This window comes from Actinomadura sp. 7K507 (assembly GCF_004348425.1).
In the GTDB taxonomy this organism is placed as follows: Bacteria; Actinomycetota; Actinomycetes; order Streptosporangiales; family Streptosporangiaceae; genus Spirillospora.
Window position 1 is genome coordinate 1 of sequence record NZ_SMKK01000123.1, and the last position, 26517, is coordinate 26517.

23 protein-coding genes are annotated in these 26517 nt (G+C 71.8%); 17 read left to right on the forward strand and 6 right to left on the reverse strand.

Features of this window, described 5'->3' with window-relative positions; genetic code table 11:
* Positions 1–846, forward strand: an 846-nt coding sequence (locus E1285_RS25645) for a metal-dependent hydrolase (protein ID WP_243723047.1), incomplete at its 5' end; no start/stop codon positions are given.
* 963 nt (positions 847–1809) lie between these two features.
* On the opposite strand, the gene E1285_RS25650 is transcribed toward E1285_RS25645, so the two are convergent.
* Complete coding sequence (locus E1285_RS25650; RefSeq protein ID WP_132156368.1) at positions 1810–2205, reverse strand: metalloregulator ArsR/SmtB family transcription factor; 396 nt, start codon at positions 2203–2205, stop codon at positions 1810–1812.
* A gap of 224 nt (positions 2206–2429) precedes the next feature.
* Between E1285_RS25650 and E1285_RS25655 the strand changes: the two genes are divergently transcribed.
* The 8 genes from E1285_RS25655 to E1285_RS25690 all read left to right on the forward strand — a co-directional run bounded on the left by E1285_RS25655 (position 2430) and on the right by E1285_RS25690 (position 12121).
* Entirely contained in the window at positions 2430–3563 is a 1134-nt protein-coding gene (locus E1285_RS25655) for an acyl-CoA dehydrogenase family protein (RefSeq protein ID WP_132156370.1), read from the forward strand.
* Between the two features lie 83 nt (positions 3564–3646).
* The gene (locus tag E1285_RS25660) at positions 3647–4873 is read left to right on the forward strand and encodes a CaiB/BaiF CoA-transferase family protein (protein WP_132156372.1); all 1227 of its coding nucleotides are present in this window, start codon (positions 3647–3649) and stop codon (positions 4871–4873) included.
* On the forward strand, positions 4870–5802 hold the full coding sequence (locus tag E1285_RS25665; protein WP_132156374.1) for an NAD(P)-dependent oxidoreductase: 933 nt from the start codon (positions 4870–4872) through the stop codon (positions 5800–5802). Before E1285_RS25660 ends, E1285_RS25665 begins: the two co-directional genes overlap by 4 nt.
* A 38-nt stretch (positions 5803–5840) precedes the next feature.
* Entirely contained in the window at positions 5841–7307 is a 1467-nt protein-coding gene (locus tag E1285_RS25670) for an aldehyde dehydrogenase family protein (RefSeq protein WP_132156376.1), read from the forward strand.
* 24 nt (positions 7308–7331) lie between these two features.
* On the forward strand, positions 7332–8708 hold the full coding sequence (locus E1285_RS25675; RefSeq protein ID WP_132156378.1) for a cytochrome P450: 1377 nt from the start codon (positions 7332–7334) through the stop codon (positions 8706–8708).
* The gene (locus tag E1285_RS25680; RefSeq protein WP_132156380.1) at positions 8705–10372 is read left to right on the forward strand and encodes an OB-fold domain-containing protein; all 1668 of its coding nucleotides are present in this window, start codon (positions 8705–8707) and stop codon (positions 10370–10372) included. Before E1285_RS25675 ends, E1285_RS25680 begins: the two co-directional genes overlap by 4 nt.
* Positions 10373–10394: 22 nt before the next feature.
* A complete protein-coding gene (locus tag E1285_RS25685; RefSeq protein WP_132156382.1) occupies positions 10395–11282 on the forward strand; it encodes an enoyl-CoA hydratase in 888 nt (295 codons plus the stop codon).
* A gap of 35 nt (positions 11283–11317) precedes the next feature.
* Positions 11318–12121 (forward strand): SDR family oxidoreductase, encoded by an 804-nt coding sequence (locus E1285_RS25690; RefSeq protein ID WP_132156384.1) that lies wholly within the window; start codon positions 11318–11320, stop codon positions 12119–12121.
* 41 nt (positions 12122–12162) lie between these two features.
* Here E1285_RS25690 and E1285_RS25695 read toward each other — a convergent pair whose 3' ends face one another.
* On the reverse strand, positions 12163–12966 hold the full coding sequence (locus E1285_RS25695; protein ID WP_132156386.1) for an enoyl-CoA hydratase/isomerase family protein: 804 nt from the start codon (positions 12964–12966) through the stop codon (positions 12163–12165).
* A gap of 130 nt (positions 12967–13096) precedes the next feature.
* On the opposite strand from E1285_RS25695, the gene E1285_RS25700 reads away from it, so the two are divergent.
* The 4 genes from E1285_RS25700 (at position 13097) to E1285_RS25715 (ending at position 19597) form a co-directional block, all read left to right on the forward strand.
* Entirely contained in the window at positions 13097–14455 is a 1359-nt protein-coding gene (locus E1285_RS25700) for an acyl-CoA dehydrogenase family protein (protein ID WP_132156388.1), read from the forward strand.
* 89 nt (positions 14456–14544) lie between these two features.
* Positions 14545–16041: an FCD domain-containing protein gene (locus E1285_RS46780; RefSeq protein WP_207946817.1), complete on the forward strand. Its 1497-nt coding sequence runs from the start codon at positions 14545–14547 to the stop codon at positions 16039–16041.
* Positions 16042–16193: 152 nt separating this feature from the next.
* Positions 16194–17513: a hypothetical protein gene (locus E1285_RS25710; protein ID WP_132156390.1), complete on the forward strand. Its 1320-nt coding sequence runs from the start codon at positions 16194–16196 to the stop codon at positions 17511–17513.
* A gap of 38 nt (positions 17514–17551) precedes the next feature.
* On the forward strand, positions 17552–19597 hold the full coding sequence (locus tag E1285_RS25715; RefSeq protein WP_132156392.1) for a DUF4132 domain-containing protein: 2046 nt from the start codon (positions 17552–17554) through the stop codon (positions 19595–19597).
* Between the two features lie 56 nt (positions 19598–19653).
* Here the strand turns inward: E1285_RS25715 and E1285_RS25720 are convergent, their stop codons facing one another.
* Positions 19654–20553: an enoyl-CoA hydratase/isomerase family protein gene (locus tag E1285_RS25720; RefSeq protein ID WP_132156394.1), complete on the reverse strand. Its 900-nt coding sequence runs from the start codon at positions 20551–20553 to the stop codon at positions 19654–19656.
* Between the two features lie 120 nt (positions 20554–20673).
* On the opposite strand from E1285_RS25720, the gene E1285_RS25725 reads away from it, so the two are divergent.
* On the forward strand, positions 20674–21432 hold the full coding sequence (locus E1285_RS25725; protein ID WP_132156396.1) for a hotdog domain-containing protein: 759 nt from the start codon (positions 20674–20676) through the stop codon (positions 21430–21432).
* A 75-nt stretch (positions 21433–21507) separates the two neighbouring features.
* Here the strand turns inward: E1285_RS25725 and E1285_RS25730 are convergent, their stop codons facing one another.
* The 3 genes from E1285_RS25730 to E1285_RS25740 form a co-directional block, all read right to left on the reverse strand.
* A complete protein-coding gene (locus E1285_RS25730) occupies positions 21508–22023 on the reverse strand; it encodes a hypothetical protein (RefSeq protein ID WP_132156398.1) in 516 nt (171 codons plus the stop codon).
* A 184-nt stretch (positions 22024–22207) separates the two neighbouring features.
* A complete protein-coding gene (locus E1285_RS25735; protein WP_132156400.1) occupies positions 22208–23011 on the reverse strand; it encodes an enoyl-CoA hydratase/isomerase family protein in 804 nt (267 codons plus the stop codon).
* A gap of 29 nt (positions 23012–23040) precedes the next feature.
* On the reverse strand, positions 23041–23895 hold the full coding sequence (locus E1285_RS25740) for a hypothetical protein (protein WP_132156402.1): 855 nt from the start codon (positions 23893–23895) through the stop codon (positions 23041–23043).
* A gap of 129 nt (positions 23896–24024) precedes the next feature.
* Here E1285_RS25740 and E1285_RS25745 point away from each other — a divergent pair, with 129 nt between their 5' ends.
* The 3 genes from E1285_RS25745 to E1285_RS25755 form a co-directional block, all read left to right on the forward strand.
* Positions 24025–25221: an amidohydrolase family protein gene (locus tag E1285_RS25745; protein ID WP_132156404.1), complete on the forward strand. Its 1197-nt coding sequence runs from the start codon at positions 24025–24027 to the stop codon at positions 25219–25221.
* Positions 25222–25324: 103 nt separating this feature from the next.
* The gene (locus tag E1285_RS25750) at positions 25325–25930 is read left to right on the forward strand and encodes a TetR family transcriptional regulator (RefSeq protein ID WP_165966761.1); all 606 of its coding nucleotides are present in this window, start codon (positions 25325–25327) and stop codon (positions 25928–25930) included.
* A gap of 58 nt (positions 25931–25988) precedes the next feature.
* A partial coding sequence (locus E1285_RS25755; protein WP_207946819.1) for an AMP-binding protein occupies positions 25989–26517 on the forward strand: 529 nt, incomplete at its 3' end.

The following is a 26517-nucleotide window of genomic DNA, read 5'->3' on the forward strand; positions in this document are numbered from 1 at the left end:
CAGTCCGTCCCCGCCCGGACCATGATGGTCCGCCGTCTGCGGTTCGCCTACCCGAAGGGGGCGATGCGCCGCCACTACGCCGACGACGATCTGATCCTGAGCCACATCGTGGCCGTGCTCTCGGCGACGTTCCCGAAGGGTGAGGACTTCTTCATCCGCTCCGTCCGCGCCTGCTCCGGGCGCGTCACCGACCCCGAGCTGAAGCGGCAGGTGAAGGCGTTCATCGGCCAGGAGGTGGTGCACGGCCGCGAGCACGACACGCTCAACGGGCAGTTGCGCAGCATGGGCTACCCCACCCACTGGGTGGACGCCTTCGTCAAGCGCAGCACCCGGCTCGGCCTGCGGCTCATGCCGCCGCGCGCCGCGCTCGGCCACACCGCCGCCCTGGAGCACTACACCGCGACGCTCGCCGAGTGCCTCCTCACCGACCCGCGCGCCCAAGCGCTCCTGGGCGACAACGAGGTCCGCAACGTCCTGCTGTGGCACGCCTTGGAGGAGTCGGAGCACAAGTCGGTCGCCTTCGACGTCTACCGCGCCGCCGGCGGCTCGGAGCGCCTGCGCCGCCGCACCATGATCGAGGCGTCCGCCGGCCTGCTCGGGGTGACGATCGTCTTCACGATCCTGTCGATGCTCGCCGATCCGGCCACCTACAACCCGCGGCGCCTCGCCGGCAGCCTGCGCGCCCTGCGCCGCTCGCCGTTCCTGGACGCGAAGGTCCGCGCCCGCATCCGCGCCTACCAGCGTCCCGGCTTCCATCCCGACGACTTCGACGCCACCGACATCCTCGCCCGCTGGCGCGACGAGCTCTTCGGCCCGGACGGCGCCCTGCTGGACCGCCTCGCCTGACGACGGCGCCGGAGACCGCCGGGGACCGCCGCATGGAGTTCGCATTCGCTATATTTGAGAATGACGTTTCCGGATTCTATTGACACGTGTCAACGGACGTTCCTAGGGTCGAGAGCGCGCGCCGACCTGGAACCCGTCCCCCGAGGACGCTGGCGAGGAGGCTGAGCCGATGTCGCTGGACGGACACGCCGACGTGGTGATCATCGGCTTCGGTGTGGACGGTGCCGCCGCCGCCCTCGCGGCGATGGACGCCCACACCCGCGTCCTCGTACTGGACCAAGGCGTGCCGACCGATCGCGGGGTTGCCTCGCTACGAGGCGGCCAGCCGCGCGATGCGCTGCGGGCCGCTCTGCGGGCGCGGGCGCGGGCCGCAGGGGTCGAGGTACGCGCGCAGTGCCGCGTGCACGAACTGATCGTGGACGCGGGGAAGGTGTGCGGGGTCGGCTACGCGGCACTGCCCGCCCAGGGCACCGCCACCACAGGGCACCGATGGCTGCGGAGGATGAGCGACCGGGCACCGGGTCGGGCCGCCCCCGTCCTCGCCCGGGCCGCCGAGGCGGTCTGGCGGCCGAACTTCGTCGTCGGCGAGATCGGCTGCTCCAAGGTCATTCTCGCCATGGACCCGCGCCACTGGGAGTTCGTCGGCCCCGCTGTGTGGACCGCGGCGCAGGCCGGGCACTTCGGCGGAACGCCCGCTCCGCCCGAGCGGGTTCACCGGCCGGGCCCGGTGGGCGCGTTGGGCGCGGCGGGCACCGGTCCGGGCCCGACGCCGGAGCTGACCGTCCGGAGGTGGTGCGCGTCGCGTGAGGCGACGCCTCTCGTGCCGGTCCATCAGTCCGAGTTGCAGGTGGACGAGACGACCGGGGCCGTGCTGCTGGCCGACGGACGTCCCCTGCCGGGCCTCTACTCGGCCGTACCGGCACGCGACGCCGGCACCGCGGATCGTGCGGGCGGTTGGAGGACCTACCAGGTCACGAGCCCGACATGGGAGCCGGTGCCCGCCGAGGTGGGCGGGGGCGCCTCCGCCCTGGCCTCCCCAGGGGCGCCGCGGTCGCCCTCGTCCTCGACGGCGGGGAGCGCGCCGGGTGCCAGGGCCCACAGCTCGCCGATCGTCTCCCGCAGGACCTCGCGGCGCAGGGAGTAGAAGTAGTTGCGGCCGCGCTTGCGCACTTCGAGCAGCCCGGCCTGGGTGAGGATCTTGGTGTGGTAGGAGATCGTCGGCTTGGACACCGGCAGCGTGTCCTCGAGCAGGCTGCAGGCGTACTCGTCCTCCTGCGCCACCAGCTGGACGATGGTCCACCGGATCGGGTCGGACAGGGCCTTGAAGACCTCGGTCGGGGTGGCGGAGTCGCGGGGCATCACGGTCCTCCTCTGGGTGGGCCACGCTTCCAGTGTTCGACATACGTAAATCTAGTCCAGCGACGGGCAGGAGAGCCCATCGCCCCCGATAGGGCGGCGTTCGGACGCCGTCCCGCGCCCATCCATCATGACTCGGCCCGGCGGATATTTTGAGACATTGACAAGTATTCTCAGCCTGGTGTTCAGTTGAGGGTCCCGGGCGGTGATGCGAGAGGACTTCATAGATGGAGCTGGCACTCTCGTCGGACCAGAGACTCTTCCAGGCGTCGGCCAGAGGGCTCCTCGAGAAGGAGTACTCGCTCGACCGCATCCGCCGGATGCGCGACGGCGAGCCGCGCTGGACCCGGGACTGGTGGCGGCAGGGCGCCGAGCTGGGCTGGGCCGCGCCCGTCGTCCCCGAAGAGCTCGGCGGCGGGAGCGTCTCCTCCGAGGGCGTGCGCGACCTGAGCCTGCTCGCCGAGGAGTTGGGCGGCGGAGTGGCCCCGGGGCCGCTGCTGCCGGTCAGCGTCGTCCTCGCCGGTCTCGTCGAGGCGCACGGCGACGGGCCCGACCACACCGCCCGGATCGAGGAGCTGGTCGCGGGAGAGAGCGTCGCGACCTGGGCCGTCTACGAACCCGGCCGCGAATGGTCGCCGCTGGAGCCGGCGCTCACCGCGACGCCGGCGGAGGGCGGCTTCGTCCTCGATGGCGTCAAGGACCGCGTCCAGGACGCCGACCAGGCGGACCTCCTGCTGGTCACGGCCACGACGCCGGACGGGGTCGCGCAGTTCATCGTCCGCGCCGAGGCCGAGGGCGTGTCGGTCTCCCCGCAGTGGTCCCTCGACCTGTCCCGGTCGTTCGGCGAGGTGCGCTTCGACGGCGTCCGGGCCGGTGGCGACGCCATGGTGGGCAGGCCCGGCGCGGTTCAGATGCTTGAGCGGCAGCTCCAGATCGCCGTCGTCATCCAGTGCTCGGAGGTCTGCGCCGTCCTGGACCGGGCCTTCGCCCTCACGACGCAATGGGCCTTCGACCGTTACTCCTTCGGCCGCCCGCTCGCGTCCTACCAGGCGCTCAAGCACCGGTTCGCCGACATGCGCACGTGGCTCGAAGGCTGCCACGCCATCACGCAGGCGGCGGCAGCGGCGGTCCAGGAGCGGTCGCCGCGGGCCGCCGAGCTGGTCAGCGCGGCCAAGTCCTTCGTCGGCGGGCGCTCCCTGGTGATCTTGCAGGACTGCGTGCAGCTGCACGGCGGCATCGGCGTGACCTGGGAGCACGACCTGCACCTGTACCTGCGGCGCGCGACCCTCGACCAGGCCCTCTACGGAAGCCCGCAGGACCACGACCGGCGCCTGGCCGCCCTGGCGCTCGGCACCCCGTGACATGGATGGCCGAGGCCCTTGTCCCCAAATATTTTGATGATTAGAGTCCTATCTAACTAATCGAAAGCCGAGGTGCCGTCCACATGGTGAAACCGATGGAAGGCGTGCGCGTCCTTGAGGTCGCCCAATACACCTTCGTGCCGGCCGCCGGCGCCGTGCTGGCGGAATGGGGCGCCGACGTCATCAAGGTCGAGCACGCCGAACGAGGCGACGCGCAGCGCGGCATAGTCAAGGTCTTCAGCCAGAACATCGGCGACGGATCGAGCTTCTCGCCGATGATGGACGGCCCCAACCGGGGCAAGCGCAGCATCGGGCTGGCCCTGGACAAACCGGAGTCCGCGCGGGTCCTGCGCGAACTGGTCCTCGCCAGCGACGTCTTCCTGACCAACTTCCTGCCCCGCGCCCGCCGCAAGCTGGGCATCGAGGTCGACGACATCCGCGCGATCAACCCCGACATCATCTACGCGGCGGGCGTCGGATTCGGGCACACCGGCCCGGAGGCCGACAAGGGCGGATACGACGCCACGACGTACTGGGCGCGCGGCGGCAGCGCGGATTCCGCCACCCCCCGCGACGCCGAGTACGTGACCCAGCAGCCGATCGGCGCCTACGGAGACAACATCGGCGGGATGACCATCGCCGGCGGCATCTCGGCGGCGCTGTTCGCCCGGGAACGGACCGGCGTCGCGACGACCGTGGACATCTCCCTGCTCGGGGTCGGCGCCTGGGCCGCCCAGATGAACGTGAACCTGGCGCTGATGAGCGGCGGGCCCTTGCCGAAGAGGACGCCCAAGGAGATGGGGTCGAGCAATCCGCTGACCGGCCTGTACCGGACGTCCGACGACCGCTGGCTGTCGCTGTCCATGCTCCAGCCCGGTCAGTACTGGGCGGAGTTCTGCCAGCGGCTCGGCCGCCCCGACCTGGTGGAGGACGAGCGCTTCGACTCGGCCGAGAAGCTGATGTCCAGGGCCGCCGAGGCGTCCGAACTCGTGGCCGAGGCCATCGCCCGCCGGACCAAGGACGAGTGGGTCGCGGCCTTCGAAGGCATGGCGGGCCAGTGGGCGGTCGTCCAGAACACCTACGAGGTGGGCAACGACCCGGCCTTGCACGCGATCGGCCAGATCGCCGACGTGGTCGACGCCGAGGGCGTGACCCGGCAGCTCGTCGCGTCCCCCGTCCAGTTCGACCGCGAGGCCCCGCGACTGGAGCGCGGCCCGCTGTTCGCCGAGCACACCGACGAGATCCTCCGGGAGATCGGGCTCACCGACGAGGAGCTCCTGGACCTCAAGGTCGCGGGCGCGGTCACATGACGGGCGGCGGCAGGGCGGGCGGCGGCAAGGCGGGCGGCGACAGGCCGCGCGTCGGGTTCATCGGCCTCGGCAGCCAGGGCGGCCCCATGGCACGCCGGATCATCGAGGCAGGCTTCCCCGCCACGCTATGGGCGCGCAGGCCGGAAACGCTCGCCCCCTACGCGGGCACCGCCGCCGCGACCGCCGGTTCGCCCGCCGAGCTGGGCACGGCCAGCGACATCGCCTGCGTCTGCGTGGTCGACGACGCCGGGGTCGAGGAGGTCGTCGCCGGACCCAAGGGGCTGCTGGACGGCGACGGCATGCGCCCCGGCGGCCTCATCGTGATCCACAGCACCGTGCACCCGGACACCTGCGTGCGGCTCGCCGAGCGGGCCGCGGAACGGGGCGTCGCGCTCATCGACGCGCCCGTCAGCGGCGGAGGCCCGGCCGCCGAGACCGGCAAGCTGCTGGTGATGGTCGGCGGTGACGCCGGCGCCGCCGAGCGCGCCAAGCCGGTCTTCGCTGCGTACGGCGACCCGGTGGTGCACCTGGGACCGCTCGGAGCGGCACAGCGCGCCAAGCTCGTCAACAACGTCCTGTTCGCGGCGCATCTCGGCGTAGCGCTGCAGGCGTTCGCGCTGGCTCAGAGCCTGGACATCGACCCGGCCGGGATGAGCACCGTCCTGGAACACGGCTCCGGCAGGAGCTACGGGGCGGGCGTGGTCGCGGGGATGGGCTTCACGCTCGACCCGCTGGTGGACATCGCCGGCCCCCTCCTCCAGAAGGACGCGCGCCTCGTCGCCGAACTGGCCCGAGCCGCCGGAACCGAGCCCGCCGGAACCGAGCCCGCAGGAACCGAGCCCGCCGGAACCGAGCCAGCTGGCACCGAGGCGGGGAGCATGTTCGCCGCCGTGGACGACGCACTGAGATCCCTGAGGCATCCCCGATAGCCGGCCTCCCTTCCAGCCACCCACCGATAGGAGCCGACATGAAGACCCACGGTGAGCGCCTGCTCATCGACGGCGAGCTGGTGGCCGCCGGCGCCGCACGCACCTTCGACAACGTCAACCCGGCGACCGAGGAAGTGATCGGCACGGCGCCCGACGCCGACGCGGCCGACATCGAGCGCGCCATCGGCGCCGCGCGGCGGGCCTTCGACACCACCTCCTGGTCGACCGACGTCGACCTGCGGCGCCGCTGCCTGGTGCAGTTGCGGGACGCGCTGCGCGCGAACGCCGAGGCGCTGCGTCCCATGTACGTGGCGGAGACGGGCTGCCCGGTGGCGCAGACGCAGGGCGTCATGTTCGAGGCGTCGATCGGCTTCATCGACCACTACATCGGGCTGCTCGACGACTACGAGTGGGAGCGGCATCTCCCGCCGAAGAACGTCATGGGGATGCCGTCCGCGCGGGCGGTCCGACGGGAGGCGGCCGGTGTGGTCGCCGCCATCACCCCGTGGAACGTCCCGTTCTACCTGAACATCTGCAAGGTGAGCGCGGCACTGGCCGCGGGCTGCACCATGGTCCTGAAACCGGCGCCGGACACCCCGTGGACGGGGCTGGCGCTCGGCGCGATCGCCGCCGAGCACACCGACATCCCGCCCGGCGTGCTCAACGTGGTCACTCCGGGGGACAACGGCGTCGCCGAGCTGCTGGCGACCCATCCGGACGTGGACGCCGTCAGCTTCACCGGGTCGACGCTCACCGGCCGCAGGATCCTCGGCGCGGCGGCCGGCACCGTGAAGCGGGTGACGCTGGAACTCGGCGGCAAGTCCGCCGTGGTCATGATGGACGACGCGCCCCTCGAACTCATCGTCCCGCCGATGTCGGGCGCGGTGTGCGTCCACGCCGGCCAGGCGTGCGTGGCGCTGACCCGCATGCTGGTGCCGCGCGCCCGCCTGGACGAGGCGGTCGACCTCGCCAAGACCGGCATGGGCGGCATCTCCTGGGGCGACCCGACCGACCCGCGCAACATCATGGGACCGGTCATCAACGCCCGGCAGCGCGACAAGGTCCTGCGCTACTACGAGATGGCCGGGCGGGACGGCCGGGTGGTCCTCGGCGGCAAGCCCACCGGCCGGTTCGACCGCGGCTACTACGTCGAGCCCACCCTGATCACCGACGTGGATCCGAAGGCGCCCGTCGCGCAGGAGGAGATCTTCGGTCCCGCGCTGGTGATGCTGCCCTACGACGACGATGACGACGCCGTCAGGATCGCCGACGGCACGATGTACGGACTGTCGGGCGCGGTGTTCGGCGCCGACCAGGACCGGGCGATGGCCATGGCCCGCCGTTTCCGCACCGGGACGGTGTCGGTGAACGGCGCCCAGTGGTTCGACGTGGAGTCGCCCTTCGGCGGCTACAAGCAGAGCGGCCTCGGCCGCGAATGGGGCACCGAGGGCCTTGAGGAGTTCCTCGAAACCAAGACCATCGCCTTTCCCCCCGCCGCCGAGTGACCCCCCGGGGCTGGAGAAGCTCGCATGAGTACTGACGAAGCACAGGCAGCCGACGCGGAACGCGAGAAGTACGTCATCAGCCTGAACCGGCATTCGATCCGGTACCGCACCGAGTTCGTGGAACTCGCCGACGAGTTCCACGAGAAGTGCCCCGTCGCGTGGAACGACACGCACGGCGGCTACTGGTTCGTCAACGGCAACCAGGAGCTGTTCGACCTCGCCCGTCGCGCGGACCTGCTGTCCAACGACAACGACGTGGACGGTACGCGGCGCGGCTACGGCGGGATCAGCATCCCGTACGAGCCCGACCCCGAGAAGCGGACGCGGGGCGGGTTCCTGGAGATGGACCCGCCGGACCAGCGGTACTACCGGCAGGCGCTCAACCCCTACCTGTCGCCGGCGGCGGTCGAGCGGTGGAAGCCGGTGGTCGAGGAGCTGACCCGGGCGTGCCTGGACGAGGTGATCGAGACCGGCCGGATCGACTTCGTCGACGACCTGGCCAACGTCGTGCCCGCGGTGCTGACCCTGGCGCTGCTCGGGGCGCCGCTGAAGGACTGGGACATCTACTGCGAGCCCATCCACGCGCTGGTGTACACCTCGCCGGACTCGGAGGACTTCCCGCGGGTGCGGCAGCTGCTGTACCGCATGGGCGAGCGGATGCTGGGCACCGTCCACGACGTCCGGGCCGACCCCCGTCCCGGACTGATCAACGAGCTGGTGACCGTCGAGATCGACGGCCGCCGTCCCGACGACATGGAGATCCTCGGCGTCATCAACCTGCTGATCGGCGGCGGCTTCGACACGACCACCGCGCTGACCGCGCACTCGCTGGAGTGGCTGTCGGAGCATCCCGGTGAACGAGGGCGGTTGAGCCGCGAGCGGGAGACGCTGCTGGACAGCGCGACGGAGGAGTTCCTGCGGTTCTACACCCCGGCGCAGGGCGACGGGCGCACCGTCTCCCAGGACTGCGAGGTCAACGGCACGAGGTTCCGGGAGGGCGAGCGGCTCTGGCTGTCCTGGGCGATGGCCAACCGGGACGCCGGCGTCTTCGAGGAGCCGCACCGGATCCGCCTCGACCGCAGCGGGAACCGGCACAACAGCTTCGGGCTGGGCATCCACCGGTGCATCGGCTCCAACGTCGCGCGGGCCACCTTCAAGATCATGCTCACCGCGGTGCTGGACCGCATGCCCGACTTCGCCTGCGAACCCGGAGGCGCGGTGCACTACGACTCGATCGGCGTCATCAACGGAATGAAGAAGCTGCCCGCCACCTTCACCCCGGGCGAGCGCCTGGGGCCCGGCCTGGACGAGACGATCGAGCGGATGCAGCGCGTCTGCGACGAGCAGCGCCTCGCCGAACCCGTCACCGTCCGCAAGACCGGCGCGAGGCTCGACACGTGAAGCGACCACTGCCGCTCGTCACCCCGTGGAACGAGTTCTATTGGACGTCCGGCGCCGACGGCCGCCTGCGGGTGCAGGAGTGCGGGTCGTGCTCGGCGCTCGTCCACCCGCCGAAGCCGTTCTGCCCGCACTGCCAGGGGTCCGGCATCGGCATCAAGGAGACCTCCGGTTTCGGCACCCTGTTCGGGTTCACCGTCAGCCACCGGTTCCAGCTTCCGGGCCTGCCCGCGCCGTACGTCATCGCCCAGGTCGCGCTGGAGGACGACCCGCGCGTCAAGCTCACCACCCGGCTGGTGGACTGCGCCGAGGACGACCTCCGGCTCGGCATGCGGATGGAGGTGACGTTCGAGCAGGTCGAGGACGTCTGGCTGCCGCTGTTCCGCCCGGCGGCCGATCAGCCGGAGCGACCGGCGCCCCTGCCCGAGGACGAGGTGACGCCGCAGCGGATCCGCGCGATGGTGCGCCCGCCCGCCCGGCCGGGCCGCAAATTCGAGGACGACGCCGTCCTGTCGGGCATCGGCCGGTCGGCGATGGGCCGCCGTCTGATGACCGACCCGCTCGCGCTGACCGTGGAGGCGTGCCGCGCCGCCGTGGAGGACGCGGGCCTGACGATGGACGACATCGACGGCCTGTCGACCTATCCCGGCGGCGGCCTGGAGCACGGCATGGGGGAGGGCGGGGTCACGGCGCTGGAGGCGGTGCTGCGCGTCCGGCCGTCGTGGTTCAACGGCGGCGGCGAGACCTTCGGCCCCGGCGGATCGGTGATCGCGGCGATGCTCGCGGTTTCGGCGGGCCTGGCCCGGCACGTGCTGTGCTTCCGGACGGTCTGGCAGTCCAGCCACGACCTCCTGCTGCGGGAGGGGAGGTTCCGCGCGGGCGGTGGCGGCGGGCGCATCGGCGGTGACATGGGCTGGGCCGTGCCCTTCGGGGCGACGTCGGCCGCGCACACGCTCGCGCAGACCGCGCAGCGCTACTTCCACCGCTACGGCGCCACCCGGGAGACCCTCGGCTGGGTCGCGCTCAACCAGCGGGCCAACGCCGCCCTCGACCCGACGGCGGTCTACAGCGACCCGATGACGATGGACGACTACCTGAACGCGCGGATGATCACCACGCCGTTCGGGCTGTACGACTGCGACGTCCCCGTCGACGCCTCGGTCGCCGTCGTCGTGTCGGCCGCCGAGACCGCCGGTGACCTGCGCGTCCGCCCGGTCCGCGTGGAGGCGGCCGGCACGCAGATCGTCGAGCGGCTGGAATGGGACCAGAGCACCTCCACCCACGAACCGCAGGTCTTCGGGCCCGCGGCGCACCTGTGGACGCGCACGACCCTCCGGCCGGACGACGTGGACGTCGCGCAGCTCTACGACGGCTTCTCCTTCAACTGCCTGTCCTGGATCGAGGCGCTCGGCTTCTGCGGCATCGGCGAGGGCAAGGACTTCCTCGACGGCGGCAAGAACATCGCCCGGGACGGCGTCCTGCCGCTCAACACCCACGGCGGGCAGCTCTCGCACGGCCGCACCCACGGCATGGGGCTCGTCCACGAGGCGGTCGCGCAACTGCGCGGCGACGCCGGAGCCAGGCAGATCGACGGCGCCCGCGTGGCGGTGGTGAGCAGCGGCGGCCTCACACCCAGCGGCGTCATGCTCCTCAGAGCCGACGCCTGACCGACACCGAGGAATGGGATCAATGGGCGAGTACGAGTTCATCACCACCGAGTCGCTGGACGGCGGCGCGATCACGCGGATCATGCTGGACCGGCCGAAGCAGCGCAACGCGCAGAACCGCGGGATGCTGGTCGAGCTCGACCGGGCGTTCCAGGAAGCGGAGGCCGACGACCGGGTACGGGTGGTGATCCTCGGCGGCATGGGGCCGATGTTCTCCGCCGGGCACGACGTGGGCTCCAAGCAGGCGATGGCCGAGAACATGCCCGGCCCGGGGCAGCACGAGACCTGGAGGCTCAACGGCGGGACCCGCAGCGCCAGCGAGCGGCTCTTCTTGCAGGAGTGGCACTACTTCTTCCAGAACACCAAGCGGTGGCGGGACCTGCGCAAGATCACCGTCGCTCAGGTGCACGGCAACGTGATCTCCGCCGGGCTGATGCTGATGTGGGCCTGCGACCTGATCATCGCCGCGGACGACACGGTCTTCACCGACGTCGTGGGGCAGCGGCTCGGCATGTGCGGCGTCGAGTACTTCGCGCACCCCTGGGAGTTCGGCCCGCGCAAGACCAAGGAGCTGCTGCTCACCGGCGACTCCCTGGACGCCGAGGAGGCGCACCGGCTGGGCATGGTGAGCAAGCTCTTCCCGGAGGCGGAACTGGCCGACCGCACGCTGGAGTTCGCCCGGCGGATCGCGCGGCTCCCGACCATCACGTCCCTGCTGATCAAGGAGTCGGTGAACCAGACCGTCGACAACATGGGCTTCCACAACGCGCTGAACGCCTGCTTCACGCTGCACGAACTCAACCATGCGCATTGGGCGGCGATCCACGAGGATGGCTTTCCGATCGCCCGCCCCGAAGACGGCCTCCCCGACTGGCGCAGCCCCGCGTCGGGCAAGCCCGCCGAGAGGTAGCCGGAGGGAGCGGCGGCCCGAGCGAAGGGGGTCCGGTGGACCTGCTGGTCAAGGACAAGGCCTACGTGGTGGTGGGCGGTAGCGCGGGCATGGGGTTCGCGGCCGCCCGGCAGCTCGCGGAGGAGGGCGCGCGTGTGGCGGTTGTCGGACGCGGCAGGGAACGCGCCGAAGCGGCCGCCACCGCGCTGACCGAAGCCGGCGCCGGAGACGCCTTCGCCCTCACCGCCGACGCCGCGGGCGGCGTCGGGGGCGGGGCCGCAGCCGGGGACGTGGTGACCGCAGCCGCCGAACGCCTCGGAGGGCTTGACGGCATCGCCGTGACCACCGGCCTGATCGGGCACGAACCGTTCGACGTGGACGACGAGCGCTGGACCGAGGTGTTCCAGGACGTCCTCCTGGGCACGGTGCGCAGCGTCCAGGCCGCCCTGCCGTTCCTCGAACGAGGCGGCGGCACGGTGGTGACCACGGCGGCCTACGGCATCCGGTCACCGGCCATCGCGCGGCTGCCCTACGCGTCCCTCAAGAGCGGTGTCGCGACGTTCACCAAGGGCATCGCGAAGGCTTACGGCCACGCCGGGGTGCGCGCCAACTGCGTCTGCCCGGGGGCGATCGAGACCGGCGGCCTGGCGCGGCTGCGGCGGCGGGTGGCCGAGGAGCGGGGCATCCCGGCCGAAGGCGCCCTGGAGAAGGTCATGCTCGAGGAGTGGCACATGGACGTCGCCCTGGGCCGTCCGGGCAGGCCGTCCGAGGTCGGCGAGCTGATCGCGTTCCTGCTCTCGCCCCGGGCCGGGTACCTCACCGGCGCGCTCATCAACATCGACGGCGGGACCGACTTCTGACCAGGCCCGAGCCGCTGACCAGGCCCGGGCCGCGGGAGGTGTCAGCGGCCGAGGAAGCGCGGCTTCCTGTTCTCGTGGACCGCGGCGACGCCCTCGTGCAGGTCGGCGGTGGTCATCGTGACCGGCTGCGCCATCGACTCCCACACGAGCGCGGACTCCAGCATGGCCACCGACGACTGCCCCAGCCCCGTCTTGGTCAGCTGCGCCGCGATCGGGCCGGCCTCGGCGATCCGCGCGGCCACCGACAGCGTGTGGTCGAGCACGTCGTCGGCGACCCCGGTCACCAGCCCCCAGTCCAGTGCCTCGGGGGCGTGGACCTCCCTGCCGGTGTAGAGCATCTCCCTCGCCCGGGAGAGCCCGACCGCCTCCGGGAGGAGCCAGGTGACGCCCATGCCGCCGTGCGTCCCGAGGTAGATGAAGGGCGTCTGGAAGTAGGCGCCCGTGGTCGCGTAGCGCAGGTCGCAGGCCAGGGCCAGGCAGACCCCGGCGCCGATGGCCGCGCCGTTGACGGCGGCGAGGACGGGGAAGGGCAGCTGCCGGAGCCGGAGCCAGCTGCGGTAGAGAGGCAGCAGCCGCTCCCGCATGGGGACGATCGCCATCTCCTCGGCGGGGGACTCCCGGTTCAGCCACGACAGGTCGGCGCCCGAGCAGAACGCGCTGCCCTCACCGGTGACGACCAGGGCCCGGGTGTCGCGGTCGGAGGCGATCGCGGTCAGGGCCTCGTCCCAGGCCGCCGTCATCTCGCCGGTCATCGCGTTGCGCACGTCCGGGCGGTTGAGCGTCAGCAGCCGGATGCCCGGCCCCGGCTCGGTGACCTGGACGGCATGACCGGCGTCCGTCGCCATCGGTGTTCCCCTTCGTCTCGCTCTGCTCGGCTGCGTCGGCAGGCACCCACGGCCTCCCGCCGACCTAGACTATCGGGTGACAGTTCGATAGATTGACATCTCTCTATGGCATAGCGAAGGGCCGGCCGAGATGACCGATGGTGCGGTGGAGAGCGTCGAATCGTTCCGCGCGCGGGCGCGGGAGTGGCTGGCCGCGAACATGCCGCGCGCCGAGAAGGACGGGCAGCCGGTCCGGGAGGACGAGGAGGAGTGGGCCCGTGCCCGCGAGCTGCAGGGGAGACTCCACGGGGGCGGCTTCGCCGGCATCTGCTTCCCCGCCGAGTACGGCGGCCTGGGCCTCACCCCGGCCCACCAGCGGGCGTTCAACGAGGAGACGCGCGGCTACGAGATGCCGGTCCGGCTGAACATCCCGACGTTCAGCATCTGCGCCGCGACCCTCCTGGACATGGGCAGCGAGGAGCAGAAGCGGACGCACATCGCCGCCGCCATCCGCGGTGAGCACGTCCTCTGCCAGTTCCTCTCCGAGCCCAGCGGCGGCTCGGACCTGGCGGGTCTCATCACCCGCGCCGAACTCCAGGACGACGACACCTGGCTCCTCAACGGCGCCAAATGCTGGAGCACGTGGGCCTACGCCGCCGACTACGCGCTGTGCCTGGCGCGGACCGACTGGACGGTCCCCAAGCACCGCGGCCTGACGATGTTCCTCGTCCCGACCCGGGCGCCGGGTGTCACCCTGAACCGGGTCCGCATGGTCGACGGCACGCAGGAGTTCTGCGAGGAGTTCTTCGACGACGTGCGGCTGCCGATGTCGGCGGTCGTCGGCGAGGTGAACGGCGGCTGGGCGGTGGCGTCCCGGCAGATGTTCCACGAGCGCAACTCCATGGGCGGCGGCTCGCCCTACGCCAGCGGCGCCAGCCGTCCCCGCCGGGTGGGCAGCAGCACACCGGTCGAGGTGGCGCGGGCAGCGGGCAGCACGGACGACCCGGCGGTGCGGGAGCTACTCGGCCGCTGGCTCGCCCTGCGGGCGGTCTGCGACCAGACCGTGCGCCGGGTGTCGCAGGCGATGACCGACGGCACGCTCCCCCCGGCCGCGTCGTCGATGCTGCGGCTCCTGGAGGCCGAAGCGACGCACCTGGGCGCGGACCTCGGCCTGCGCATCGCCGGGACCGGCGCGGTGATCGGTGCCGGGACCGGCGCGGTGGTTAGTGCCGGGACCGGCGCGGTAGTCGGTGCCGGGACCGGCGCGGTGGTTAGTGCCGGGACCGGCGCGGTAGTCGGTGCGGGGACCGGCGCAGCGGTCGGCGGGGACGCCGAACCCGGCGTGCTCGGCCGGGTGGGCATCGGCTTCCTGGGCCGCCAGAGCGGCAGCCTTGGCGGCGGCACCACCGAGATCGCCCGCAACGTGATCAGCGAGCGGGTCCTGAACATGCCGCGCGAGCACGCCGCCGACCGGGACGTCCCCTTCAACGAGGTCAAACGCGGCCGCTGAGCGAGCCGGCGCGACGAGCGCCGTAGCCGTACGCGCATTAGGCTTCCTGCCACGGGCCCGACCTGCCACGGCCCGACCATGGAGGCTGTGTGGCTGACGTCAGGCGCGCCGCAGGCAGGCCGCGCGAGAAACCGCACAGGATCGCCGACGAGCTGCGCCTTCTGATCGCGTCGGGCGAGCTGGCCGAGGGGGAATGGCTCGGCCGCGAACCCGAGCTGATCGAGCGCTTCCGCGTGTCCCGGCCGTCGCTGCGGGAGGCGCTGCGCATCCTGGAGGCCGAAGGGCTCGTCAGCATCGTGCGCGGTGTGCGCGGCGGCGTCGTCGTCCACGCGCCCCACGAGCGGATGGCCGCCCGGACGGCGGCTCACATCCTCCAGGCCGACAACGTCCCGCTGGCGGACGTGTTCGAGGCCCGAGCGCAGCTTGAGCCGCTGGCGGCGCGGGAGATCGCAACGACGCCGGACCGGGACGGCGCGGTCACCGAGTTGCGCGGCGTCGTGGAACGGCAGCGGGCCTGCCTCGACGACCCGGAGCTGTTCCGTCCGGCCAATGCCGCGTTCCACGAACGCCTCGTGGCGCTGGCGGGGAACCAGACCCTCGCCGTCGTGGCCGAGATGCTCACCGAGATCCTCGTCCCCGCCGTCACCGCGTTGGACCGCGCGGGCGCCGGCTCGCTCCCCGCCCGGCGTCGCGGCGCCCGGTCCCAGGAGCGCCTGCTCGCGCTGATCGAGGACGGCGACGGGCCGGGCGCGGAGAAGCACTGGCGGTCCCACATGCAGGCCGTGAAGCGGGCCCTGCTCGGCGACGAGGCCGCGACCGCGGTGCGCGGGACGGTCCAGGTGGTCGCCGGCAAGCAGGGCAAGCCGCAGCAGATCGCCGACGAGATCCGGGCGTCGATCGTCGGCGGCGAGCTGGACGAGGGCGACTCGCTGGGCCGCGAGCCGGAGCTGGTCGAGCGCTTCGGGGTCTCGCGGCCGTCGCTGCGGGAGGCGCTGCGGCTGCTGGAGGCGGACGGCCTCATCACCGTCGTCCGGGGCGTCCACGGCCGCGTCGTCGTCCACCGGCCGGACCAGCGGATGACGGCGCGGATGGGGTCGCTGCTGCTGCGCGCCCGCAACGTGCCGCTGGCGGACGCCTTCGCGGCCAGGGCGCTGCTGGAGCCCCTCGCCGCGCGGTCGGTCGCGGCCCGGCGGGCCCGCCGCGCAGCCGTCACCGGACTGCGCGCCCTGATCGACCGCGAAGACGAGGCGATCGAGGACCCCGAGAGGTTCGCGGTCGCCAACGCGGCCTTCCACGAACGGCTGGTGTCGCTCGGCGGGAACCAGACGCTCGCCATGGTCAACCGGATGCTGAACGAGATCGTGGTCCGCTCGGTCACGGCGGTGAGCCAGGCCGGAGACGTCGTCGGATCGCTGGCGACCCGGCGTCGCGGCCTGCGCTCCCAGCGGCGCCTGCTCGAACTGCTCGAAGCAGGCGACGCCGCGGCGGCGGAGGAGTTCTGGCGAGACCACATGACCGTCGTCGGCCGGGTCATGCTGGGCCAAACGGCGTCCAACGTGGTGGACCTCCTCCTCCACGACGCCTGACTACGGCTCGGAGGCTTTCACCGGGTGGCGGGCCCTCTGGAGACGGGCTGGACCCCCGCCACCGGGACGCTTCTCCGCGAAAGACGTCGCGGTGGAACCGGCAGGAAGCGGACCCCGTCTGTCCGATCATGGATCTTGCGGCCGGAGACGTCATGACGATCCCGCGGTCGTGGTCGGAGCATCTGCATCCGCGCCGCGACCTCGGGCCCGTTCCCCCTGTCGAACTCGGCGGCGACGCCGCCCGCCGCTGGCGTTCCCGGCTGGACGACGAACGCGCCGAGATCGAGACGGTCCTCGCCGCGGTGGAGGGCGCCGGGCCGGCGGACGCGGCCCGCGCCTATCTGGACGGCGCCTCCGATCCCCTCGGCGCGGCGGTCGTCACGGTCGCGGTCCTCGGCCGCGACGGTGACCTGGTGGGTGCGAACGAGGAGGAGGCGGCCGCACCCTACGCGGAGGTGGCGGACGCGTGGGCGGCCGAGCACGGTGTCGCCTTCGCGGCCTGCGCGTTCACCGAGATGCAGGGCATCATGGTCCGGCGCGTCCTTCCGGCGGGGCGGCAGCATCAGCACGCACTGCGCTACCACCGGTTCGGGCGGATCACCGGCCTGTGGGCCGAGCGGCCGAACGATCCGGTGGACCGGTATCTGCCCGGCCGGCGTGCGGGTCGCCGGATGCGCGCCCTGCTCGCCGCCGCCTCCGACGACGACTACGGCTCCGCGGTGGAGCGCCTCGGCTCGCTCCGCACAACCCCGGTCCGGCGCGCGACCGCCGCCTACCTCGTGCCCACCGAGCTGGGCTGGGTGGACCAGTGGTGCCGGGAACGTCCGGACGATCCGGCCCGCGGGACAGGCGCGTGGACCATGCGGTTCTGTGCCCTGAGCACGCCGGAACAGCTCGCGGCGATGGGGGACTCGGCGGTCCTGAGCCGCGAAGCTCTCGAACATCCGGTGCTGACCACGATGGCCGTGGCGCTGGGGGACGCGCTCGCCCCGCTGCTCTCCAAGGCTCTCGAACGCTACGACGACGTCCCTCTCGAAGCCCAGCTCGGAGGCGGATCCCGGCTCGCAGGCGGATCCCGGCTTGCAGGCGGATCCCGGCTCGCAGGCGGAGCGAAGCCGGTCCGGCTCGGTGCGCGCCCAAGCATCCAGTACGTCGGAGGCGACCATGCCCGTGCGGGTCCCCTGGGACGCCAGCCGGGCCGTCTGGCGCAGCGTCCGTGCCGGGTAGCGATGCAGCGCGTCGCGCAACAGGCCCGCCGCGGGACGCTGCTCGCCTGCCCGCAGCAGCAGACGGAACGAGGCGTCGCCGGGGATCGCCGCCAGAACCCGAGGCCCGGGAGCTCATCGCGTCCCGGCTGGAAGGAGCCCGGCCACGCCCCGAGGCCGGCGCCGACGTACTGCCCGGGGTCCTGGTCGCGCCCGCTTGGACCCGCCGGTCCGAGAGCGCCGGACCCGTCACCGTCCGGGGGCTGAAGCCCTCGGACGAGGTCACGATCCACTGGACCGACGGCATGCGCCAAGCGTGGGCAGAGGCCGACATCAAGGAGTGGGCCGGCCACTTCGGCGTCAAGCCTGACTGGGACGGGATCTGGCGTCCCGGTGACTGGCGGGACAGCGGGATCGTCCTTCCCCTGGTGTTCGCCCAAGCTCCCCTGGATGTGGCACGACCCTTGCTCGCCGAGTGGGACACGACCGAAGGGCACAGGGTGCCCGACGCGATCAAACGGACGGTCGCCCGGTTCGAGATGGAGGTCTACCCGCACGTGCTGCGGGGCGCCCGGCACAACCCCCGGTCCTACGGCGAGTTCCTCCTGCCCTACTGCGGCGCCGAAGTCGCCGCGCTCATGGCGGACTGGCTGATCCGGCTCAAGGCCGGCCGGACGACCGCGGCCGCCTGGCTCGAATGGCACGGCGCAGGCGCCGCCCGGATGCTGGTGCCGGCCGCGCTCGGCACGGCCGGCCCCGCCCGCCGGGCGGCCGAGGCCGCACTGCGGCACATCGCCGGCGTCCACGGCGACGAGGCGGTGCTCACCGCCGCCCGCGACCACGGCGAACGAGCCGCGGCCGCGCTCCGGACCTTCCTGGCCACCGATCCCCTGGACGTCGTCCCGCCCACGGTCCCCGCCATGCCCGGCTGGCTGGACCCCGCGTCGCTTCCGCAGGTGGCGCTGGCCGACCGCCGAGCCCGCCTGCCCGGCGACTCGGTCGTGCACCTGCTCACGATCCTGGCGCTGTCACCGCTCGACACTCCGCATCCGGGCCTGCGGATCATCCGCGAGACCTGCGATCCGGCGTCCCTGGCCGCGTTCTCCTGGGCGCTCTTCCGCGCCTGGCAGTCACACGGCATGCCGGCGCGCAGCAACTGGGCGTTCACTCAGCTGGGCCTGCTCGGCGACGACGAGACCGCACGCCGCCTCACCCTCCTACTCCAGGACTGGCCGGGCGAGGGCGGGCACGCCCGCGCGGTCACCGGCCTGGACGTGCTCGCCGCGCTGGGCACCGAAGCCGCGCTGGTGTGCCTCGACCAGATCGCGCAGCGGGTCCGCTACAAGGGTCTGAAGACCAAGGCCGGCGAGCGGATCGAGAAGATCGCCGAGCGACTCGGGCTCACCGCCGACCAGCTCGCCGACCGCCTCGTCCCCACACTCGACCTGGACTCCGACGGTGCCCTCTCCCTGGACTACGGCACACGGACGTTCACCGTCGTCTTCGACGAGGCGCTCAGACCGCAGGTGATCGACCAGGCGGGCAAGCTCCGCAAATCCCTCCCCAAGCCCGGCACGAACGACGACGCCGAACTGGCGCCCGCCGCCTACCAGCGGTTCTCCCAGCTCAGGAAGGACGTCCGCGCCGTCGCCGCGACGCTGGTCCCGCGGCTCGAACGCGCCATGGTCGACCGGCGCCGCTGGACCCCCGAGGAGTTCACCGAAGTGTTCGCGCGGCACCCCCTGGCCCGGCACGTCGCCCGCCGCCTGGTCTGGCTCGCCGTCTCCGGCGAGACCACGCGAACGTTCCGCCTCGCCGACGAACTCCCCCTCGTCGACGCCGCCGGCGCCGCCTTCACCCTCACCGCCGACGCCCGGATCGGCATCGCGCACCCCCTCGACCTCGGCGCCGACCTCGCGACGTGGAGCCGGGCCTTCGCCGGCCTCGGGATCGTTCAGCCGTTCCCGCAGCTCGACCGCGACACCCACCGACTCACCGAGGCGGAGCGGAAGGGCTCCAAGCTCCGACGGTTCGAGCAACTGACGGTCCCGACCCGCGCGCTTCTGAGCCTGATCGACCGTGGCTGGGAACGCGGCGACCCGCTGGACGCGGGGATCGAGCACGCTTTCCTCCGCCCCCTGCCCGAGGACCGGTACGTGCTGCTGTACCTTTCTCCCGGATTCCTCGCGGCCGACGCCCACACGTTCGAGGAGCACACCCTCACCCACGCCTTCGTTTCCGACGACCGGCTCGGATCGGCGCTCGGGAACACGGTCCGGCTCGGCGACCTCGACGAGATCACGGCATCCGAGCTGCTCCGCGACCTGACCGTTCTCAAGGACGCCACGTGAGGCCACGGGCATGTGTCCCGGCCGTCGTCGCGGTGGACCTCCTCCACGACGCCTGACTACGGCTCAGGGATCTCGAAGTGCTCGTCGCGGAGCTGGAAGGCCCGCTTGGTGCCGTGCTGGGCGCGGGCCTTCACGAAGTTGAACTCGTCGTCCTCGAACTGGAGGTTGGTGCCGTAGGCGTGGAAGAGGTAGCTGGCCACTTCCTCGCCCTGGTACGCCTGCGACTGCTCCACGAGGCGGAACGCCTCCTTGGCCATGACGAGGCCGTCCGCCGGCATCCTGGCCACCTTGCGGGCGTACCAGTCCGCGCGGGCGGCGACGCGGTCGTCGTCCAGCACTTCGGTGAACACGCCCAGGTGCTCGACGTCGGACGCGGGGATCGTGTCGCCGGTGAGCAGCATCCGCCGCGCGAGGACCGGCCCCAGGCGGTGGAAGAACAGGTGCAGCGAGCCCAGCGCCGGGCCGAGGAGGCGGGTCGCGGGCATGCCGATCTTCGTGTCCCGTGCGACCACGGCGATGTCGGCCATGAGCGCCAGCTCGAAGCCGCCGCCGAGGGCGTAGCCGCGCACCTCCGCGACCGTGGCCTTCGGGTACCCCATGAACTGGTGGTAGAAGGCGAACGTCTTGCGGTCGACGCCCAGCCGCCGCCGCTGGCTCGGCCGCCGCCGCTTCGCGCCGTCGTCTCCCTGCCCGTCCTTTTTCTGCCCGTCCTTGCGCGTGCCGTCGCCGTACCAGGCGTAGGCGTTGTTCATGTCGGCGCCGGTGCTGAAGACGCCGTCCGAGCCGCGCAGGTGGACGACCTTGACGTCGTCGTCCAGCGCCAGCTCGTCGAGGTAGGACGCCATCTGCTCGCGCATGGCCGGATCGTAGGAGTTGCGGCGTCCGGGGTTGTCGAGCGTGATCCGCGCGATGCCCGTCTCGCCGTCCCGTTCCAGCAGCACCCGGCCGTCGCTCACGCGCCACCTCCAGATCGGATCCGCGGCCCGAGACTACGCGAAACCTCTAGATGTTTCTAGGTGTAAATATCTAGACGTATCGACGGTAGAATCGCCGGGTACGCCACGAGGGGAGACGGTGTGGGCAGTGGTTCGTTCCTCAGCGCGCTGGGGATGCGCATGCTGGCACCGGACGGAGAGTCCTCCCGGGCGACCGCCGTGCTCGGCCCGGGGATCTGGGCGGCGGGGACGCGGCGGCCCCGCATCGGCGCGGTGGCCACCATGGTCGACGTCGTCGCAGGGCTGCGCCCGACGGGCACGCTGTGGCCGACGGTGGACCTGAGCGTCCAGCTCGTCGCGCCGCTCCCCGCGGAAGGCAGGATCGACCTGGTGTGCCACCCCCTCAAGACGGGACGCCGCCTGTTCGTGGGCGAGGTGCTCGTCCATCACGAGGGGGCGCCGCTGGCGCGGGCCGTCACCACGTTTCTGAACCAGGAGTACGCCGGTTCGTCCGGGCAGCAGCGGGAGGGCGACGTGGCGCCGCCTCACGACTCCTCCGCGCCGTTCGACGACTGGCTGAACCCGAAGGACGCCGACGAGCGGACGATCCTGGTCCAGCGCGCACCAGCGATCATGAACGGCTCCGGCACCATCCAGGGCGGCGCACTGGCCATCGCGGCGGAACTGGCGGCCGAGCGAGCGCCCGAACCGAAGGGCACGTGGGCCGCCGCCGAACTCGACATCCGCTACCTCGGCCCGGTGCTGGCCGGACCGCTCAAGGCGACCGCCGATGTGGTCGCCGTCCAGGACGACCGTGCCTTCGTGTCCGTCCGCCTCACCGACGCCGGCGCCGACGACCGCCCGGTCGCCTACGCGACAACAGTCTGCGTCCCCGCGTAGGCGTCGATGACGGCTGGGTGGGATCGGCTCCGCACAGTGCCCTGTACTCGATCGGAGTGCGCGGACGCGGTGCCGTCAGGCGGGCACCGGCGCACGTTCCACCGACGTCCGTCGCCGGTGATAGGCGTACGTGGCCACCGCCAACAGCGGCCCCCACGCCACCACGGGCAGGTAGGCGGCGCCGCCGGCCACCCCGAGGTCGGTGACGTCGTCCGGGCGCTCCTCGCCGATGAGCACCGGCGCGGCCCCGGGCTCCACAAAACCGAAGAAGTGGTTGAGCAAGCCGTAGGTGAAGGCGAGCGTGAGCGCCGCCGACACCACGGCCGCCGGAACGACCACGGTGCGCACCGCGAGCGTCCGCCCGCCGGCGAAGGGCACCCAGTCCGGCACCGTCTCGCCCCAGGGGCGCACCAGCCCGACGGCGAGCAGCGCGAACGCGAACGACACGATGCTGAGCCCCGGAATGTAGATCTTCTCCCCGATGGTGGCGTCGTCGGGGACCAGCGTGAACCGGTAGAGCGTGGACGGCAGGATGGCCAGCGGCACACCGTAGGCGGCCCAGCGCGCCCAGCGCGACGGCGATGAGGTCATGTCCGCTCCTTCAAGAGATCGACTCCCCAACGCTCACCGAAGCCGCCGTCCCATCCATCCCTCGAGAGGCCAGACCGCCTCCCCCGCACGGTGGAGATCATCGCCAGAACCGGCCCAAGCTGCGTGACGGTGTCCTGAAGCGCGGCAACAGTCGGCGTTCCCGCGTAGGCGTCGGTGGTCCGGGTCAGCGGGCTCGCCAGACCGGTTCGCGCTTCTCGTTGAAGGCACGCGGGCCCTCCAACGCGTCCTCGGTCAGCTTGACGCGCTCGCGGTACGCCTCGGCGAGGATCTCGCCCTCGTGCAGGGGCAGGTCCAGGGTCTTGTGGATCGCGAGCCGGGTCCCGCGCACGGCGAGCGGGGCGTTACGGTTCACCAGGGCCGCCACCTCGCGGGCCCGCTTCAGCAGATCGTCATGCGGGACGACCTCGGTGACCATCCCCAGCTCGTAGGCGCGCTGGGCGCCCATGCGTTCGTGCCGCCCGGTCAGCGCCATGCGCAGCGCGACGGTGCGGGGCAGCACCTTCGCCAGCCGGACCGACTCGCGCGCCGCCACCAGGCCGATGCTCACGTGCGGCTCGAAGAACTCCGCCCGCTCGGAGGCGATGACGATGTCGCAGGTGGTCACCAGGTCGAGTCCTGCGCCGCAGCACAGCCCGTTGACGGCGGTGATGATCGGCTTGGTCATCGTGCGGAAGGGCGGGGTCGCCTCCTGCGGCGCCTCCCAGTGGTCGTACTTCGACAGGAAGGGCTCCGGGGCGATGCCCTTGCCGTCCTCGGGGATGTCGGTGACGCTGGCGCCCACGCAGAAGGCCCGGCCGTTCCCGGTGACGATGAGCAGCCACACGTCGTCATCGGCCTCCGCCGCCTCGTACGCGACGGCGAGCTCGGCGATCATCTGGGGAGTGATGGAGTTGAGCTTCTCCGGCCGGTCGAAGGTGATCGTGGCGACGCGCTCGGCCACCTCGTACTGGATCGTCTCGAACTTCAAGAAAGGTCCTCTCCTCTGGGGCCGGACAATCACGGGACGATCCGCATGACGGCCGAGGCCGACGTCACCCGGCGGTCGCCGTTGCCTTCGTCGTGGAGGGTGAGGCGGACGCCGACCTTGCCGTCCGTGCCGTGCGCCGCCTCCCCTTCGACGCGGAAGGGGCCGGTCTTGCCGCGGGCAAGGAACATGACGTGCCAGGTCTGCATCTGGAGCCGGTCGGTGCCGGTGGCCTCGGCGGCGAGGTCGATCGCGGCGGTCTCCAGCAGGACGTGCTGCGGCCCGATGTGCAGGGCGGCGTCGGGTGAGGCGAATTCGGCGGCGAGTTCGGGCAGGGCCCAGTGGCCGTCGTCGCGGCGGAAGGCACCGAACGCCTCCCACAGCGGGGGAAGCTCGGGGGAGTCGACGATCTGGAGTTTCTCCTCCTCCATCTTCTCCAGGCCCTCCGGCACCGAGCCGATCCGGACGCCCTGCCCCTCGGTGAAGGCGATCACTCTCGCGGGATCGTCCGCGTCGACGATCTTGGAGCGGCTGTAGCCCATCCGGGTACCCGAGTGGAGGAGTTCCGACTCCACGACCTCGATGCGCTCGACGTCGCGGGCGTCGTCCAGGAGCTGGCAGGAGTGGATGACCGGGTTCGGGACCGTGACCAGGTCCGAGCCGACGTCGCCCTCGGGCGCGCTGATCGACAGCGGCGCGACGAGCAGGCCGCCGGCGGCGTTGCGCATGTCGCGGCGCAGGGTGACGGTGTCGTCGGCCGGGCCGGTGTTCATCGCGCCGTGGTTGCGGCCGATGTACCGGTAGCTCAGCAGGCCCGTCCAGCGCCGCCGCAGCTCGGCCTGGTACTCGCCGGGGTCGTCCTTCAGTGTCCGGATGTCGATCGGCATCAGGCCCGCACCTCCAAGGAAAAACCATGTTACCATCCATTCGTCCGCACCGAAAACACTGTTACCAGTCCACTGGAGGATGCGGTGTCCCGACGGCTTGATTTCCCTGTGTTCGATGCCGACAACCACATGTACGAAACGACGGACGCGTTCACCAAGTACCTGCCGGACGAATTCTCCGGACTGGTGAAGTACGTCCAGCTCAACGGCCGTACGAAGATCGCGCTCAAGAACACGATCAGCGAGTACATTCCGAACCCCACCTTCAACAAGGTCGCCCCTCCCGGCGCGCAGGAGCTGGAGTTCAAGCTGAAGAACCCGTCGTCGAAGACCAAGCCGGGAGACATCGAGGTCGCGCCGCCGCCCAAGTACATCGAGGCGCCGCCCGCGTTCTTCAATCCGGCGGACCGGCTCCGGCTCATGGACGAGCTGAGCATCGACCGGGCGATGATGTGGCCGACGCTCGCCAGCCTGCTGGAGGAGCGGCTGGCCGACGACCCGAAGGCCACGCACGCCGTCGTCCGCGCGCTCAACCGGTGGATGCACGAGCACTGGACCTTCGACTTCGAGGACCGGATCTTCCCGACCCCGGTGATCACCCTGCCGATCGTGGACGAGGCCATCCGCGAGCTGGAATGGGTCCTGGAACGCGGCGCCCGCGCGATCCTGATCCGTCCCGCCCCCGTGCCGGACGTCCAGGGGCGGCGGCGCTCGTTCGCCCTGCCCGAGTACGACCGGTTCTGGAAGATCGTGCAGGACGCCGGCATCGTCGTCGGCCTGCACGCCTCCGACGACGGCTTCGTCCGCTACCTCAACGAGTGGGAGGGCCGTTCCGGCGAGTACACCCCGTTCAAGAGCGCGCCGTCGCCGTTCTCCGCGCTGGTGAACTCCGAGTACCGGACGATCAAGGACCTCATCTTCTCGATCGTCGGGCACGGCCTGGCGACCCGGTTCCCCGACATCCGGTTCGTGCCGGTGGAGAACGGCAGCGCCTGGGTCAGGCCGATGATCGCGACGTTCAAGAAGGTCTACGGGCGCAAGCCGGACATCTTCCCCGAAGACCCGCTGGTCGCCCTGCGCCGCTCGGTTTACGTCCACCCCTTCCACGAGGAGGACGTGCTCGGCCTGGTGGAGGCGGTCGGCGCCGACCGGGTCGTGTTCGGCTCGGACTACCCGCACCCGGAGGGCCTGTTCGACCCGGTCACCTGGGTCGACGAGATCGACGCGCTGCCCGCCGCCGACCAGGCCAGGATCATGGGCGGCAACCTCGCGGAGATCATGGGCGTCGACCCCGCCAAGAGCGCCCTCCCGGCCCTGTCCGCCTGAGCCGCCGACCGTGCCGGGTCCCCCGGCGGGGCCGTTAGATTGAGGTGTCCTGCCCGGCGCGGCCGCCGGGGGAGTCACGGCACGCGTGGGAGATGGAGGCGCAGTGGGTTCACCGGCCCGGACGCAGACCCGGAGCGAGCGGGCGGTGCTCCAGGTGGTGACCGGGCTGCTGGAGACCGAGGGCTACGAGGCCGTCCGGATCCGGGACGTCGCGGCCCGCGCGCACGTGTCGACCCGGACGATCTACGAGAGCTTCGGCAACCGCGACGAGATGATCGTGACGGCGCTGCAGCAGTGGATGCAGGAGAACGTCAAGGACCCGGTGAACGCCATCGAACCGGTGCCCGGCGAGCCGATCGACGACGGGCTCATGCGCCTGTTCCGGCAGATCTTCGAGCCGTGGGAACGCCATCCCCGGCTGCTGATGGCCGTAGATATCGCGCGCCGCGGCCCGGGCGGTGAACGGCTCGTCACTTTCGGCAGGCACGCGTTCCAGCCCGCCATTCACAAAGTGCTGAAGGACACCGATCCCGAATACGCCAGGGACGTCAGCGAGATCCTTTACCACGTCGTCGTCGGGCTGCTCGGCCAATTCCGTGACCGCGACCTGCCGATCACCTCCCTGCTGCCCGTCATCGAGCGGGCGGTGCGCCGCCTGACGGAGTCGCGCGCCGCGCGCCCGGCGGGGTCGTCCGGTGGCCACGGGTAGCGTCAGGCCGCGACCGAAACATCTAGATATTTAAGATCGTCTGTTCTACGCTCCACGCGTGAGCGCGTTGGACGAGGAGGCCCCGGGCTCGCCGAGCCTGTGGGGCCTGGTGGAAGCGGCTGCGCGGCTGCGCCCCGACGACGTCCTGCTGGCAGACGATCACGGCCGGTCGCTGACGTCGTCCGCGTTCCGGCGCGCGGCGGAGCGGGCGGCGGCCGGGCTGGTCGAACTGGACGTCCAGCCGGGCGACGTGGTGGCGTGGCAGCTGCCGACGACGCTGGAGGCCGCCGTGCTGATGGCGGCGTGCGCCCGGCTCGGCGTCGTACAGAGCCCGCTCATCCCCGTCCTGCGCGAGCGCGAGGTCGGCTTCATCGTGGACCAGGTCGGGGCCGCGCTCATCGTGGTGCCCGAGACCTGGCGCGGCTACGCCCACGGCGAGATGGCCAGGGCACTCGGCCCGAAGGTGCTCGCCCTCGACCTGGAGGGCCCGCCCGGACCGGGCCTGCGCCTACCGGCCGGGAGCGCCGGCCTCCCGCCCGCCGGCCTCCCACCCGCCGCCACCGACGCGTCCGCCGACTGCCGCTGGA